At 62.7% G+C, this 16,218-nt stretch carries 11 protein-coding genes; 9 read left to right on the top strand and 2 right to left on the bottom strand.

The window, feature by feature from the left end:
- Nucleotides 1-50 precede the first annotated feature (50 nt).
- The 6 genes from IEW49_RS04715 to IEW49_RS04690 all read left to right on the top strand — a co-directional run bounded on the left by IEW49_RS04715 (nucleotide 51) and on the right by IEW49_RS04690 (nucleotide 7,856).
- Complete coding sequence (locus tag IEW49_RS04715) at nucleotides 51-1,316, top strand: glutamate-5-semialdehyde dehydrogenase (protein ID WP_188641594.1); 1,266 nt, start codon at nucleotides 51-53, stop codon at nucleotides 1,314-1,316.
- Nucleotides 1,317-1,627: 311 nt separating this feature from the next.
- Nucleotides 1,628-3,424 carry a sensor domain-containing diguanylate cyclase gene (locus IEW49_RS04710; RefSeq protein ID WP_188641593.1) on the top strand — a complete coding sequence of 599 codons (1,797 nt, stop codon included), beginning with the start codon at nucleotides 1,628-1,630 and terminating at the stop codon, nucleotides 3,422-3,424.
- 190 nt (nucleotides 3,425-3,614) lie between these two features.
- The gene (locus IEW49_RS04705) at nucleotides 3,615-4,583 is read left to right on the top strand and encodes a hypothetical protein (protein WP_188641592.1); all 969 of its coding nucleotides are present in this window, start codon (nucleotides 3,615-3,617) and stop codon (nucleotides 4,581-4,583) included.
- 168 nt (nucleotides 4,584-4,751) lie between these two features.
- Nucleotides 4,752-5,165 carry a very short patch repair endonuclease gene (locus IEW49_RS04700; RefSeq protein ID WP_188641591.1) on the top strand — a complete coding sequence of 138 codons (414 nt, stop codon included), beginning with the start codon at nucleotides 4,752-4,754 and terminating at the stop codon, nucleotides 5,163-5,165.
- On the top strand, nucleotides 5,162-6,193 hold the full coding sequence (locus tag IEW49_RS04695; RefSeq protein ID WP_188641590.1) for a DNA cytosine methyltransferase: 1,032 nt from the start codon (nucleotides 5,162-5,164) through the stop codon (nucleotides 6,191-6,193). The genes IEW49_RS04700 and IEW49_RS04695 overlap by 4 nt, the downstream gene beginning before the upstream one ends.
- A 4-nt stretch (nucleotides 6,194-6,197) precedes the next feature.
- Nucleotides 6,198-7,856, top strand: coding sequence for an ATP-binding protein (locus IEW49_RS04690; RefSeq protein WP_188641589.1), 1,659 nt, complete (start codon nucleotides 6,198-6,200; stop codon nucleotides 7,854-7,856).
- Between the two features lie 82 nt (nucleotides 7,857-7,938).
- Here the strand turns inward: IEW49_RS04690 and lepA are convergent, their stop codons facing one another.
- Nucleotides 7,939-9,774 (bottom strand): translation elongation factor 4, encoded by a 1,836-nt coding sequence (gene lepA, locus IEW49_RS04685; protein WP_188641588.1) that lies wholly within the window; start codon nucleotides 9,772-9,774, stop codon nucleotides 7,939-7,941.
- Nucleotides 9,775-9,883: 109 nt separating this feature from the next.
- Entirely contained in the window at nucleotides 9,884-12,106 is a 2,223-nt protein-coding gene (locus tag IEW49_RS04680) for an EAL domain-containing protein (protein WP_188641587.1), read from the bottom strand.
- A gap of 212 nt (nucleotides 12,107-12,318) precedes the next feature.
- Between IEW49_RS04680 and IEW49_RS04675 the strand changes: the two genes are divergently transcribed.
- The 3 genes from IEW49_RS04675 to IEW49_RS04665 are packed head-to-tail and all read left to right on the top strand — an operon-like array spanning nucleotide 12,319 to nucleotide 16,213.
- On the top strand, nucleotides 12,319-13,644 hold the full coding sequence (locus IEW49_RS04675; protein ID WP_188641586.1) for an FAD-dependent oxidoreductase: 1,326 nt from the start codon (nucleotides 12,319-12,321) through the stop codon (nucleotides 13,642-13,644).
- Nucleotides 13,644-15,329 (top strand): PHA/PHB synthase family protein, encoded by a 1,686-nt coding sequence (locus IEW49_RS04670; RefSeq protein ID WP_188641585.1) that lies wholly within the window; start codon nucleotides 13,644-13,646, stop codon nucleotides 15,327-15,329. Before IEW49_RS04675 ends, IEW49_RS04670 begins: the two co-directional genes overlap by 1 nt.
- Nucleotides 15,323-16,213, top strand: coding sequence for an alpha/beta fold hydrolase (locus tag IEW49_RS04665; protein WP_229658083.1), 891 nt, complete (start codon nucleotides 15,323-15,325; stop codon nucleotides 16,211-16,213). Before IEW49_RS04670 ends, IEW49_RS04665 begins: the two co-directional genes overlap by 7 nt.
- Nucleotides 16,214-16,218: the final 5 nt, after the last annotated feature.

Genomic DNA, 16,218 nt, shown 5'->3' with positions numbered 1-16,218 from the left:
GAACGCAATGCCCGTTCCGCTCGTCGTTAGAACAGAAACAGAGGACCCACATGACCGACCAGAAACTCGATCCGCAACTCCACGTCCACGAACTCGGCCAGCGCGCCCGCAAGGCAGCGCGCGGCCTCCTCACCGCCTCGACCGAGGCCAAGAACACCGCGCTCACCGAAGCCGCCAAGTCGCTGCGCGCCTCGATGGCCGAACTGCTCGAGGCGAACGCCAAGGACGTCGAGAGCGTCCGCGGCAAGAAGCCCGACAGCTTCATCGACCGCCTCGCGCTCGACGAGGAACGGGTCGAAGGCATGGCCACCGCGCTCGAACAGATCGCCGAACTGCCCGATCCCGTCGGCCGTCAGCTCGCGCAGTTCGATCGCCCCAACGGCCTCAAGATCGAGCGCGTCGCGGTACCCATCGGCGTCATCGGCATGATCTACGAAAGCCGACCCAATGTCGGCGCCGATGCCAGCGCGCTATGCCTCAAATCGGGCAATGCCGTGATCCTGCGCGGGGGCAGCGAAAGCCGCCATTCGACCCGCGTGATCGTCGAGTGCATGCAGAAGGGACTCGAAGCCGCGGGCCTTCCGGCCGATGCCGTCCAGACCGTGCGCACCACCGATCGTGCCGCCGTCGCCGCGCTGTTGAAGGCCGACGAGTTCGTCGACCTCGTGATCCCGCGCGGAGGGCGCGGGCTGGTCGAACTGGTGCGCGACCAGGCCAGCGTCCCCACGCTGCTCCACCTCGACGGCAACTGCCACTCCTATGTCCACGAAGCCGCCGATCTCGACAAGGCGGCCGAGGTGATCCGCAACGCCAAGCTGCGCCGCACCGGCGTCTGCGGCGCGACCGAGAGCATCGTGATCGATCGCGCGGTGGCCGAGCAGGCGGTGCCCAAGATCGTCGACGCGATGGGGACCGATTGCGAACTGCGCGGCGACAAGGCCGCGGTCTCGATCGACAACCGCATCAAGCCCGCCAGTGACGAGGACTGGGACACCGAATATCTCGACCAGATCGCCTCGGTGAAGATCGTCGACGGGCTCGACGAGGCGATCGAGTGGGTCGACACCCATTCCTCGCACCACACCGACGCGATCATGACCGAGGACGACGAGGCGGCGCGCAAGTTCATGACCAGCATCGACAGCGCGATCCTGATGCGCAACGCCTCGACCCAGTTTGCCGATGGCGGCGAATTCGGGATGGGTGCCGAGATCGGCATCGCCACCGGCAAGATGCACGCGCGCGGACCGGTCGGGCTCGAACAGCTCACCAGCTTCAAGTACCTCGTCCACGGCAGCGGACAGACACGTCCGTGAGCCGAACGAGGCCCGGACCTTGATCGGTCCGAAGTGCATGGGGCCTCCCGTTCACGCCATGATATCGAGCGAATGAAAGGGGCCGGGATCCAACGCGATCCCGGCCCCTTTCCCTTCAGGCGAGCCCAAGAGACCCTTAATCAAGAACCTCCCGAACGCGTTGCGCGATACGTCTTAAACTGCTCAAATCGCGGAAGGAAAACGCACCTTTCGACTTTTTCCATGCGCGGCTAGGGGATTGTACCTAGCTCGCGTGTTAGACAGTCTACTTAACCATTGGCTAGAACCCGATGCTGAACACGGGGACTTCGATGAGACGGGAAACGAGCAAGATATTGGCTGCCGGAGCAGCCTTCTTCTTGATCACCAGCCTGACTATTGCCTGGTCCCGCTTCAGCGGGGGGCTGGCCCTGATCTGGCCGGGGTCCGCGATTCTCGCCGCGCTCCTGGTCGTCCTGCCCACCCAGCGCTGGTTCGGCGCAATCGCCTTCTTCGCCCTGCTGAGCACGATCGCCACCGCATTCTTCGGCTTCGGTCCGCGCGTCGCGGCCCCGCTCGCCGTGGTCAATATCTTCGAGGGCTTCGCGATCGCCGCCTTGCTGCGCCACTTCCGCCCGGAGCGCGACTGGCTCAAGAGCGTCGCCGGGCTCGAACGGATGCTGCTGAGCGTGGTGCTGGGTACCTGTCTCGCGGCGTTCCCCGGCGGCATGCTCGCGGCATGGGCGGTGGCGGGCGACGTCCAGACCCACGTGATCGAATGGATCACCGGCCACACGCTCGGCTCGCTGCTCTGCTTCCCGATCGCGTATTTCCTCACTTCGGGCATCATGCACCGCAAGGTCGCGCAGGGAACGTCGTCCTATGTGGTCGAATGCGCGATCCATTGCGTGCTGATCGCGGGGGTCAGCTGGCTGGCCTTCTTCGAAAGCTCGCTCGCGCTGCTGTTCCTGCCCGTGGCGCCGCTGATGTATGCCTCGTTCCGCTGCGGCCGCATCGCCACGCTGCTCGGCCTCGTGATCATCGCGGGCGTCGGCGCGACCGCGCTCCAGATGCAGCAGGGCGACCTGAGCCATACCCAGTTCGCGCTCGCCAACGACGTGCAGTTCCTCCAATTCTACCTCGCGGTCCTGCTGCTGCTGTCGCTGCCCGCCTCGGTCGCGCTCAAGCAGCACAAGCTCGTCCTGCTCGAGCTCGACGAGAAACGCGCGCTCGAAGGCCTCGTTGCGGATCATTCGGACGACGCGCTGCTCAACCTCGATGTCAACGGCAACGTTCGCTACCACTCGCCCTCGAGCGAGCGGCTCTGCGGTTCGGACCAGCTGGTGGGCGCTTCGCTGATCGAGTTCTTCGATCCCGACGACGAACCGCTGGTGCGCCGCGAACTGGTGCTCGCCGCCGACAACCCCGACGTCACGCGGACGCTCGAACGCGCCGTGGTGCGCGAAGGCGAAGTGCGCTGGCTCGAGACCAAGCTGCGCGCCGTCCCCAATCCCGAGGGCCCGGGCGTGACCGGCTATGCCGTCACCATCCGCGACGTCACCGCGCGCAAGCGCGCCGAGCTGAGCGCGGTGCGCGACGCCGAGACCGATGCGCTCACCGGCCTGCCCAACCGCCGCGCCTTCCTCCGCCATGTCGAACCCCGGCTCGAGCGTGCCGGCGAGCAGTCGATGGCGCTCGCGATCATCGACCTCGACCACTTCAAGGAAGTCAACGACACGCACGGCCACACCGCGGGCGACGCCGCGCTGGCGCAGGTCGCGGGCGTGTTCCGCCAGCTCACCGGCCCGGGCCGCTATTTCGCGCGTCTCGGCGGCGAGGAATTCGTGCTCGTCGCAGAGCGGATCTCGCTCACCGGGATGATCGAACTGTGCGAGGAACTGCGCCGCACGATCGAGGACCTCGACCTCGAAAGCCATCACGGCGTCCGCTTCAACGTCACCGCCAGCGTCGGGGTCGCGCGGATCGCCGAGCCGATGACCCCGGCCGAGGCGCTGAGCACCGCCGACACCCCGCTCTACGAGGCCAAGAAGGCCGGCCGCAACCGCGTCGAGATCGCCCCCGTCACGCTGCGCGAACGCCGCAAGCTCCGCAACTTCCGCGCCGCCTGACACGACGGCAGATCAGGGCACCAGACCGACGCCGACCAGGCGGAGGCAAGCGCGACCGCGCGCCCGCAGCGGCCTCGTAGCGAAGCGGAGAGAATAGCCGCGAGGATGGACCCGCGGATGCGGGTCCGTAACCGCAAAGACTCCTCCCCCCCATTTTCCTACTCCGCGCTTTTCTGCTCCAAGCTCGCGGATGCCCGAACAGCCGCCCGAAACCGCGCCCGACACCCCGCCCGAGTGCCCCGCCACCCCCCAGCGCCCGCAGAGCCAGCGCGGCATCCTCCCCGCCTTCACCAGCGTGCCGCGGCAGAAGGACCGCTCGAACGGCTGGAAGCCTGAGGTCCAGCGCGCCTTCATCGAGGCGCTGGCCGATACCGGCAGCGTCAAGGCCGCCTGTCGCAAGGTCGGCCGCGCCGAGGTCGGCGCCTACCTCCTGCGCCGCCACCCCGAGGCGGCGAGCTTCCGCGCCGCGTGGCAGGCCGCGCTCGATCTCGGCATGCAGCGGATCGAGGACGTCGCGATGGACCGCGCGCTGAACGGGGTCGAGGTGCCGGTCTATTCCTACGGCAAGCTCGTCGGCGCGCGCACCGTCTACAACGACCGCCTGCTGATGTTCATGCTCAGGAACCGCGCGCCCGACCGCTTCGGCACCCAGATCAACGGGGGCAAACCGAAAGGCCGGGGCGCCATCGGCAAGATGGAAAAGCGCCGCCTGAAAAGGAAATGGCGCGCCGAGTGGGAGGCGGAGAAGAAGAAGGTCTCCCCCGGCGAGGTCTACGCCAGCATCGAGCGCAAGGTGCAGGGGCTGCGCGAGCAGGTCCTCGACAATCGCCGCCGCGACTGGGCCCGCCTCTCCGACGAGGCCCGCCAGGCCTTCGTGCGCTACACCCGGCTGCGCGCCCGCGACCTGGGCGAAGAACCCGACATCCCCTTCTTCCTCCTGCCGCATGACGGCGACCCCGAGCGCGAAAACTGGTGGGACGCCCCCGAAGACTGGCTCCTCACCCGCCGCGACCGCTGGCAACGCGAAGCCGCCGACCGCGCGGCGGAAGCTGAGAGCGCCGCGCTGCCGCCGCCGGATTGGCGGAGAGGCGAGGAACCGGAGGTGGAGGACGAGCGCGCGGCGGTTGTCAGGCGGCTCAAAGACCGGCGCTGGCGATGACGCTGCTATCTGGCGAAAGCCCGAGCGCGACCAGCGCGAGGCAAGGCCGACCGGCCGCCGCCGCTTATGCGGCGAAGCCAAGCGAGCCGGATGGCACGCGCCCGGCGTTTGAGGGTCTCAACAAAAGACCCCTCGCCCCGCCGTACATCATTACCTAGTAGCACCCTGATGGTGGATAACCTTAGCCCGGAAGAGCGCAGCCGCTTGATGTCGCGTGTACGCGGCAAGGATACCAATCCGGAGATGGCCGTCCGTCGACTCGTCCACAAACTTGGGTATCGGTTTCGACTGCATCGACGTGATCTGCCGGGAACACCCGACCTCGTTTTTCCGGGAAAGAAGAAGGTCATCTTCGTGCACGGCTGCTATTGGCATCGGCACGATTGCAAGAAAGCCACAACGCCGAAGACCAATGTGGAATTCTGGGAAAACAAATTTGACGCGAATATTATGAGGGACAATAAGAACTTGAACGACTTGTCCGAATTGGGGTGGGAAACGATGGTCGTGTGGCAATGCGAAGCTGAAAAGCCCGAAGAAATCGTCGATCGTCTGGTTGAATTTTTGGAGCTGGGACGATGAGTGCGCAGCCGGAAGTCGTGGACCTCTTCTGCGGGGTTGGCGCCCTGAGCCACGGCTTGAAGCTTGCCGGGTGCAAGATTTTGGCCGGATACGATACCGATGAGCGCTGCAAGTTCGCCTTCGAGACGAATAATGGAGGGGAATTCATCAAACGCGACGTCGGCAAGATGTCGGCGTATGAAATCATGAGCCATTATTCAGGGGAGGCACCTAGCGTTTTGGCAGGCTGCGCACCATGCCAGCCCTTCTCGACGTATAAGCAGAGATACGCAGAAGACCCCCAATGGGGGCTGGTGAGGAAGTTCGCCGAACTGGCCGCCGAAGTGCAGCCCGACTTTGTCACTATGGAAAACGTGCCATCGCTGCTGCGTTACAAGAACGGTTCCGTATTTCGCATGTTCAAAGGGATTTTGAATGAAGCGGGCTACCCTCTACGCGTGACGATCGCGAAGTGCGAATTGTTCGGCGTTCCACAAAAGCGGCGGCGGCTGGTTGTTGTTGCTGCACGGCGCCGGAAGGTTGGCCGCCTACCAACATCGGAGAATGTTGGTCGAACCGTCCGAGACGCGATCGCCGACCTACCGCCAATCGAAGCGGGACAGACACACCACCATGACACGCTCCACGTCGCGTCGGAGTTGTCGCCTCTCAACATGCAGCGGATGATTGCGGCCAAGCCAGGCGGGACATGGCGAGACTGGCCGGAAGACCTCCGGGCGGAATGTCATCGCCGTGTCAGCGGGAAGACGTATCCCGGCGTTTATGCGCGCATGGAATGGGACAAGCCCTCACCAACCATGACGACTCAATGCTTCGGGTTCGGCAATGGACGGTTCGGACATCCAGAACAGAACCGGGCGATAAGTCTTCGCGAAGCTGCAAATCTGCAGTCATTTCCGCCGGAATACGCATTTCTTCCGTGCGGCGAAAAGCCGAAAATGAAGGAAGTGGGCCGCTGGATCGGAAATGCAGTTCCGGTGGAACTCGGGCGAGCTATTGGGAGCAGCATAATTCAAGCAACGGGGTAGAGAGATGGAAGAGGAAGACGCCAGCGAGTTCAATTTTGCGATATCATTAAGTGTTCTCAACCATTTGGGTCGAAACCTATATCGCAATTTCATCACCGTTCTGGGTGAGGCAATTTCCAATTCATGGGATGCCGACGCAAATAATGTCTGGATTTCCTTCGATAAAAACAAGAATTCCTTCTATGTGAAGGACGACGGGAATGGGATGAACGCCGCCGATTTTCAGAATAAGTTCTTGAAAATAGGCTATTCGAAAAGAAAGGATTTAGGCTCGGAATCGGAATCCGGACGACCCTTCATCGGAGCCAAAGGTATCGGAAAACTCGCTCTTCTTTCTTGCGCAGAAAGAATCACTATTTTCACAAGAGACGACGCCGACGAGGATTATGTGGGCGGCGTCATCGATAATAGTGGCCTAGATGAAGCCATAACCGATGACCTAGAACCTGGCCAATATCAACTCGAACAGCCCGATGAAAATCTTCTTATTGGGAAAGAAGATGGTCACGAAACTGGCACGATTATAGTCTTCGAAGGCGCGGACCGAATCCTGCGAACTTCTGAAGAACAAATCCGAAAATTGCTTGCGCTCTCCTTTCATTTCTCTCTTTTGGATGAAGCCTTCACAATCCATGTGAATGGAAAACCAATCAGTTTGGACGATCTGCAAACGCTCACGTCTAAGACTGAATTTGTGTGGAAGATCGAAAGCTATGACGATGAATTTAAAAAGGCGTTTACAAATCTGAAGGAGCAAGTTGACGCTCCGGAGACGGAACTAGATCTTACTGGCTTTATCGCCACCGTCGAAAAGCCAAGCCACCTTAATATTCGTGGCAAAGGCGAAAGAGCGACAGTCGACCTTTTTGTAAATGGACGACTTCGGGAAAAGAATATTCTAAGCCATCTACCATCCCAGAGGATTGTAGAAAGCTACGTATATGGGCAAATTCATTTCAATTCGATGGATGGAGATGGGGACTCACCGTTCACCAGCAGTCGCGAAGGAGTGGTCGCAGACGACGACAATTTCGTTGAGCTAATAGATTATCTCAAGTCCACCCTCTTCCCGCAGGTCATTGATCAGTGGGATGAGCTTCGTATAAAATATCGGCAGACCGGCGACGATGAAAACAAGCGTAAAAGCGTGAAGGATCGAAAGGCTGCCGAACTGGCCGGGGCAGCAAAAAAAGAATTCAAGTTGAAAAAGACCGACGCCAACGCCGATTTAGTAGAAAAATGGCTTGATGATCTTGAACCCGATGCCGAGTTTAATCTTTCTTCGTACGCAGACTGCTTTCTTTCCGAAAACCTTATAAGGAAGTATGTTGGGCATAAAGGGATAGCTCCCATTGAGGGGATTAAGACAAATATAAAAGGCTATCGAGAAACCGAGGAGAAGAGGAAAGAAGAAGCGAATATAAGCTTTGACATAAGGCGAGACGATGACGATCTAAGCTACCTTGGAATGGACGATCTCGCGTTCACCGCCGAAGGATCCAAAGACAAGTCGAAACAGTCTCTCTGGCTTGACGCAATTAATTTCAAACCGGTCAGAAATGCTGTTGGCCATACCGGTACGTTGACTGATAACTCTAAAGCTCACCTGAAACTTGTTTTAGAAAACATCAAAGGCCGACTTCGGAAGCTACTGAAAACCTAGTAAACCGACCGGATATCGCTCCTCCCCGGCCTCCGCCGGGGCAGGCCGCCTTACGGGCGCTCCCGCATCCTCAGAATGAGAGTTATTCCTCGCCCATTCGGAGCGCTGCAATAAAGGCTTCCTGAGGAATCGACACGTTCCCGTACTCCCGCATCCGCGCCTTGCCCTTCTTCTGCTTCTCCAGCAGCTTCTTCTTGCGCGTGATGTCGCCGCCGTAGCACTTGGCGGTGACGTCCTTGCGCAGGGCGGCGATCGTCTCTCGGGCGATGATCTTGCCGCCGATGGCGGCCTGGATCGGGATCTTGAAGAGGTGGCGGGGGATGAGGTCCTTGAGGCGCTCGCACATGCCGCGGCCGCGTTCTTCCGCCACGGTGCGGTGGACGATCAGCGAGAGCGCGTCGACCGGCTCGGCATTGACGAGGATGTTCATCTTCACGAGGTCGCCTTCGCGCAGGCCGATCTGCTCGTAATCGAAGCTGGCATAGCCGCGCGATATGGACTTCAACCTATCGTAGAAGTCGAACACCACCTCGTTCAATGGGAGCTCGTAGGTCACCTGCGCGCGGCCGCCGACATAGGTGAGGTTGGTCTGGACGCCGCGGCGGTCCTGGCACAGCTTGAGGATCGGGCCGAGATATTCGTCCGGCGTGTAGATCGTCGCCTTGATCCACGGTTCCTCGATCGCGTCGATGCGGTTGACGTCGGGCCAGTCGGCGGGGTTGTGGATGTCGATCACCTTCGCGTCCTCGTTCTTCGTCTTGCCGAGGTGGACGCGGTAGACGACGCTGGGCGCGGTCGTGATGAGGTCGAGATCGTATTCGCGGGAGAGCCGCTCCTGGATGATCTCGAGGTGCAGCAGGCCGAGGAAGCCGGCGCGGAAGCCGAAGCCGAGTGCCGCGCTGCTCTCCATCTCGTAGGTGAAGCTCGCATCGTTGAGGCGCAGCTTGCCGATGCTTTCGCGCAGCTTCTCGAAATCGGCGGCGTCGACCGGGAACAGCCCGCAGAACACCACCGGCTGCGGCTCGCGATAGCCGGGCAGCGGCTTGTCCGCCCCGCCCTTGACCGTGGTGATCGTGTCGCCGACGCGGGCCTGGTCGACCTCCTTGATCTGCGCGGTGATGAAGCCGATCTCGCCGGGGCCGATCTCCGCGAGGTCGGTGCGCTTGGGCCGGAAGCAGCCGACGCGGTCGACGAGGTGCTGGGTGCCGCCCTGCATGAAGCGGACGTTGAGGCCCTTCTTGAGGACGCCGTCGATCACGCGGACGAGGATGACCACGCCGAGATAGGGATCGTACCAGCTGTCGACGAGGCTGGCCTTGAGCGGCGCGTCGCGATCGCCTTGCGGCGGGGGGATGCGCGCGACCAGCGCCTCGAGCACGTCCTCGACGCCGAGGCCGGATTTCGCGCTGGCGAGGACGGCGCCGCCCTCAGCCCAAGGCCCGGTCGCCTGGATGCCGACGATTTCCTCGATCTCCTCGGCGACGCGCTCGGGCTCGGCGGCGGGGAGGTCGATCTTGTTGATGACAGGGACGATCTCGTGGTCGTGCTCGATCGACTGGTAGACGTTGGCGAGGGTCTGGGCTTCCACGCCTTGGGCCGCGTCGACCACCAGCAGCGCGCCTTCGCAGGCGGCGAGGGAGCGCGAGACCTCGTAGGCGAAGTCGACATGGCCGGGCGTGTCCATCAGGTTGAGCTCGTAGGTCTCGCCGTCCTTCGCGGTGTAGGAAAGGCGCACGGTCTGGGCCTTGATGGTGATCCCGCGCTCCTTCTCGATGTCCATGTTATCAAGCACTTGCTCGGACATCTCGCGCTCGGTCAGCCCGCCGCACGCCTGGATCAGCCGGTCCGCCAGCGTGGACTTGCCATGGTCGATATGCGCGATGATGCTGAAATTGCGGATCTTGGAAAGGTCGGTCATTGAACGCTTCTAATGGGCAGATGCGCGGGGGTGCGCGTGTGCTGCGCCCTTTAGCGGGGGAGTTGCGGCAAGGCCAGCGCTCGCGGCACCGGCGCGCACCGAGCGTCGATCAGTCGGACCCGCGCCTCGTCGCCGTGTCGGCAAAGGTGCGGGTTTCGAAGCTCGGGCGGGACTCGGTCGTCGCCGGGACGTTTTCGGCGAGCGGATAGGCACCGGGCGGGAGCGCCTGGAGCGGCATGCCCGCGGCAGCGAGCGCATAGGGGCTGATCCGGAAGCGGGTGCACAACCCGTCGGCGCCGTCATTGACGAGGCCGGTCTCGAACTCGACCCCCTGCACGTCCCCCTCCGATCGGCGCACGGTCGCCACGGCGAGCTGGCCTTCGCCGAGGTCTAGAACCAGCTCCGTGCCCACCGGAACGTCGGAGACCCCCTCGATCATTGCCCCGGTTCGCGAGAGGTTCCTCATGCGCACCTCATAGCGGTAATCGCCGTGGATCACGCCGATCTTGCGGAGCACGCTCAAGCGCTGGGCGCGATTGCGCGAGGGCCCCTTGGCCTCGAGCACCCATTCCCCAGATCCCTGCTTTTCGAGGATCTTGTCCTGCGTCAGCGGCTTGGAGAAGAGATAGCCCTGGATGTAGTCGACGCCCTTCTCGCGCACCAACGCCAGCTCGTCGAGCGCCTCGACGCCTTCGACCGTGGTGCGCATGCCAAGCGCTCCAGCGACGCTCACGATCGCGGAAATGATCGCTGGATTGCGCGACCCCTCTTCGGTCGAGCCGACCACGAAACTGCGGTCGATCTTGACCTTGTCGAAAGGAGCGCGACCGAGATAGCTGAGCGAGGAGAAGCCGGTCCCGAAATCATCGAGCGACAGCCGCACCCCGAGCTTTTTCAGGTCACGGAACAGCTTGTCGGTACGCTCCATGTCGCTGATGAAGACGCTTTCGGTGATTTCCATCTCGAGTCTTGCCGGATCGATCGCGGAGGCGGCGAGCGCGCCGCCAATGATCGCGGCGAGTCCCTCCTGCTGAAACTGTGCCGCCGACACATTGATCGCGACCGAAACGTCGTTCGGCCACTTCGCCGCGTCCCTGCAGGCCTGGCGGATCGCCCACTCTCCCAGCGAGGTGATCAGATTGGTCTCTTCGGCGATCGGGATAAACTTCGACGGCTCGATCCAGCCCATCTTCGGATGCTGCCACCGCATCAGCGCCTCGTAGCCCGCCACCTTGCCGTTCTCCTGGTGGACGAAGGGCTGGTAATGCAGCGACAATTCCTCGTTCTGGAGCGCATCGCGCAGCGCTTCCTCGATATCGTTGCGTTCGCGAGCCTTGTCGTGGAGCTCGGACGAATAGAAGCGGAATTGCCCGCGCCCGCTGCCCTTGGCGGCGTAGAGCGCGAGGTCGGCACCGCGCACCAGTTCCTCACTGGTTATGCCGTCATAGGGCGCCACCGCGATGCCCACCGATGCGCCGATGACGCAGCGATTGCCGTCGACCGAATAGGGTTGCGAGAGGTGGGTGACAATCGAATGCCCGAGATCGGCGAGGCGACCGCGATCGTCGATATCGGGCAGGATGATCTGGAACTCGTCACCCCCGAGCCGGCCGAGCTCGAACTCGTCCTTTATCAGATTGCGCAATCGCTGCGCGACCTGTTTGAGCAGTTCGTCGCCGGCCTGGTGGCCGAGCGTATCGTTGACCGCCTTGAACCGGTCGAGATCGAGCATCATCACCGCGCAAGATCGTTTGGCCGCGACACAAACCTTCATTTCGCGATCGAGCTGGCTGGTCAGGCGATGGCGGTTGGAAAGTCCGGTCAGCGAATCGAACATGGCGAGACGCGAAGCTTCGGATTCCGAACGATATTGCTCGGTCACGTCGACCGCGTGCCCGCGATAACCGGCAAACCGACCATCGTTGTCGCGTTGGGGATGCCCGCTCAATGCCCAGCGCTGGTCGAACTTCCCGCATTGCGTGTGGATCACGATGTTCGAGAACGCTTTGCGGCCTGCAAGGTAGATCTTGAGCCCCCGGGCGCGGCCGTCATCGTCCTCGGCGCGTTCGATCTCGCGATCCTCGACGAACACCCGGCCGAGGGTGCGCCCGATCAGCTGCCCTTCCTCGAACCCTATCTGGGCGACGAGACGCGGCGAAATATAGGTGATGCGGCCATGGCTGTCGGTCGACCAGAACCAGCCGTGCCCGCTGGATTCGTACTCGCGCATCAGCAGGACGCTTTGCGCGATTTCCTCGCGGCTCAGCGGGTCGAGGAGAGCTGAATACTTTCCCCAGTCGCCGCCGGAATTCCTGCGCAATATTTCGAGCAAGACGACTCCCTTCCGCGGCGCATCGACCCCGTGCGCAACTCCCCCGCACACGCGTAGCGCGCGAGAGCTTAGGGGGTGGTATGACATAATGGTTAATTCCGGCTTTAGGTTCGCCCAACTGCGCCGCCTGCTTGCCAATGGGTTCGGAGGCGGGCATCCTCGATCGCAAGCCCGGTCGAGGTCTTAAGAAACCGGGAGAGACAGGAGAGGCGATGCGGCATATCGCGGTTATCGGCTCCGGCCCGGCGGGATATTACACGGCCGAGGCGGCGCAGAAGAAATGGGGCGGCGATGTGCGGGTCGATGTGTTCGACAGCCTGCCGGTGCCCTACGGATTGATCCGGACGGGGGTCGCGCCCGATCATCAATCGATCAAGGCCGTCTCGCGACGCTATGAAAAGACCGCGTTTACCGACCATGTCCGGTTCGTAGGCAACGTCACGATCGGCAGCGATGTCTCGATCGCCGAATTGCAATCGCTTTACGACGCGGTCGTGCTGGCGACAGGCGCGCCGCACGACCGGACGCTCTCGATCGAGGGTGCCGATCTCGCCGGGGTTCACGGGAGCGCGCAATTCGTCGGCTGGTACAACGGCCATCCACAGTTCGCCGGGCTCGACCCCGACCTCTCGAGCGAGACGGCGGTGGTCATCGGGATGGGCAATGTCGCGCTCGACATCGCGCGAATCCTCGCCAAGACGACCGCCGAATTCGAGGGCAGCGACATCGTGCTGCACGCGCTCGACGCGCTCGAGAGCTCCGCGATCCGCCGCATCGTCATCCTCGGTCGGCGCGGGCCGCACCAGATCATGATGACGCCCAAGGAACTGGGCGAGCTCATGCTCCTTGAACGCGCCACGCCGCGGGTCGATGCCGACGACCTGCCCGACGGGGAAGAGGACGCGCTGCTCGAACCGGGACTGCGCAAGTCGGTCGCGCATGTCCGCAGTTTCGCCGCCATTCCGGAGAGCGAGCGCGCCGACAAGACGATCGAGATCGAATTCGATTTCTTCGCCAGCCCGAAAGCCATCATCGGCGAAGAGGGCAGGGTTTCCGGCATCGAGGTCGAGCGCACCAAGGTCGAGGCCGGCCGCGCCGTCGGTACCGGCGAAACCTATACCATCCCCTGCGGGATCGTGCTCACCGCGATCGGATACCGAACCGCCCCGATCGAGGGCGTGCCGTTCGACGAGCGCGCCGGTCGCTTCGCCAATGACGAGGGCCGGATCCTGCCCGGCCTCTATGCGGTCGGCTGGGCCAAGCGCGGCCCCTCGGGCACGATCGGAACCAACAAGCCCGATGGCTTCGGTATCGTCGACCTGATCGAGGACGACATCGCCAGCGGCGCGCTGGGCAAGGGCGGCAAGAAGGGGCGCGAGGGGTTCGACGCACTCGCCGCCGAACGCGGGCTCGACGTCGTCACCTTCCAGGACTGGAAAAGGATCGAAGATGCCGAGAATGCCGCTGCCCGCGAGGGCAGCCCGCGCGAGAAATTCGTCGATATCGACGCCATGATTGCCGCGAGGGGAGCGGATTGATGCCTGACCTAGAAGACGAAGCCGCACAGCACACTTCGGCGCTCGGCCCGCTGATCGGCCTGACGCGCGAGGATATCTTCGGCGCGGTCGCGGTATTGCTGCGCGAAACGGCGTCCGATCCTGCGCGGCTGATGCGTCACAGCCAGGCGATGGGTTCGGAAATGGTCAAGATCATGACCGGCCAGTCCGAACTCGCCCCGCACCCCAAGGACCGGCGGTTCATGGACCCGGCGTGGCAGTACAACCCGTTCATGCGCGCCGGGGCGCAATATTACCTTGCCGTGCAGAAGGGGATGGCCGAGTGGCTCGACGAGCTCGAGCTCGACGAACTCGAACGCGACCGGGCGCGGTTCATCTCCAACATCATCATCGATTCGATCGCACCGACCAACACGCTGGCGGGCAACCCGACCGCGCAGAAGCGCGCGATCGACAGCGGCGGGCTCAGCCTGATCAAGGGCTTGAAGAACGCCTACACCGACATGACCGAGAACAAGGGCATGGTCAGCCAGGTCGACAAACGCCCGTTCGAACTGGGCCGGAACATCGCGACCAGCCCCGGCGCGGTCGTCCACCGGACCGAGATGTTCGAACTGGTCCACTACGCGCCGAGCACCGACAAGGTCCACGAAGTGCCGGCGCTCACGATTCCGCCGCAGATCAACAAGATGTATATCAACGACCTCTCGCCCGAGAAGTCGGTGGTGAAATACCTCGTCGACAACGGCATCCAGACCTTCGTCATCAGCTGGAAGAACCCGAGCCCCGAACAGGGCAGCTGGGACATGGCCGATTACGTCCGCTCGTGCCGCGAGGCGATGGAAGTGACCGCGGCAATCACCGGGTCGGACAAGGTCAACGTCTCGGCCGGCTGCTCGGGCGGACAGACTGCTGCGATGCTCGCGAGCAAGATGGCGGCCGATGGGGACAATTTGCTCGGCGCGCTGACGCTGATGGTCTGCGTGCTGCATCCCAAGCAGAACGATATCGAGGCCGGGTCGCTTATCAGCGAGAACGGGCTCGCCCTCGCCCGCCGCCGCGCGGACAAGGCGGGCGTGATCAAGGGCGACGATCTTGCGCGCGGCTTCGCATGGCTGCGACCCAACGACCTGATCTGGAACTACGTCGTCAACAACTACCTGCTGGGCGAAGACCCGCCAGCCTTCGACGTGCTCTACTGGAATGCCGATGCGACCAATCTATCGGCCAGCCTGATGGGCGATTTCCTCACCATCTATGAAACGCTTGCCTTCACGAAGAAGGGCGAGGTCGCCATGCTCGACCACAAGGTCGACCTTTCGAAGGTGAAGAGCGACCTTTTCATTCTCGGCGGGGTGACCGACCACATTACCCCGTGGCGTGCGACCTATCGCTCGACGCAACTGTTCGGATCGAAGGACGTGACCTACGTACTCAGCCAGTCGGGTCACATGCAGGCGATCCTCAACCCGCCGACAAATCCCAAGGCAAAGTATTTCGTCCAGAAAAAGAAGGGCAAGCTCCCCGCCACGGCCGAGAAGTGGATCGAGGGCGCAGAAGAAGTCGCGGGTAGCTGGTGGCCGTTCTGGATGGAGTGGCTGCAGGCGCGATCGGGTGATCTTGTCGACGCACCGAAGGAGGTCGGAAGCAAGGAATACCCGGCGAGCGATCCGGCCCCGGGGCTTTACGTGCGCGAGGCATGCTGACACACGTTGCGGCGCACAATGAAAAGGCCGATTGCATGGGCGATCCGATGAATTCCGCTACCGTGTCGCTCGAAGAGGTCGGCGGTCGCACGTTGCGCGTTGCGCACTGGCGGCTCGACGAACCGTCGGACCACCCGCCGATCCTGTTCTTCAATGGTATCGGTGCCAATATCGAGGCGGTCGCGCCGCTGGCCGAGGCCATGCCGGAGCGAGGTTTCATCATTTTCGACATGCCGGGGGTGGGAGAATCGCCCGAGCCGGTGCTGCCCTACAATCCCTTCACCATGTGCTGGACGGCGGCACAGCTGCTCGACTCGCTCGGCAACGAGGAAGTCGATGTGATGGGTGTGTCCTGGGGCGGCGCGATGGCGCAGCATTTCGCGCTCCAGCACGGCGGTCGTACGCGCAAGCTGGTGCTTGCCGCGACCACCCCGGGCATGCTGATGGTGCCCGGCAAGTGGTCGGCGCTGTCGAAGATGGTCGACCCGCGCCGCTACGTCGATCCGAACTACATGAACGAGCATTTCGCCACGCTCTATGGCGGCATGACGCGCGACACGAAGGCGACCGCGAGGCGCGATCACATCGGGCGGATCAAGCCCCCTTCCCCGCGCGGTTACCTCTACCAGCTGATTGCCATGCTCGGCTGGACCAGCGCCCCCGCGCTGCCGTTCCTGAAGAAGGACACGCTGGTGATGATGGGCGGCGACGATCGCATCGTCGTGCCTGCCAACGGCAAGATCCTCGCGGGGTTGATCCCGAATGCCAAACTCGTCGAATTCGAGGATGGCGGCCACCTCTTCCTGCTGACCCACAGCGAGGAAGCGGTCGCCGAAATCAGGGCATTTCTCGACGAAGGCGAGGCTCTGCCCGAGGCAGCCTAGTTCAT

It is taken from the genome of Pseudoblastomonas marina (genome assembly GCF_014641655.1).
Classification (GTDB): domain Bacteria; phylum Pseudomonadota; class Alphaproteobacteria; order Sphingomonadales; family Sphingomonadaceae; genus Alteriqipengyuania_A; species Alteriqipengyuania_A marina.
The sequence above is the reverse complement of the archived record's forward strand: the minus strand, read 5'-3'. Positions and strand labels throughout refer to the sequence as shown.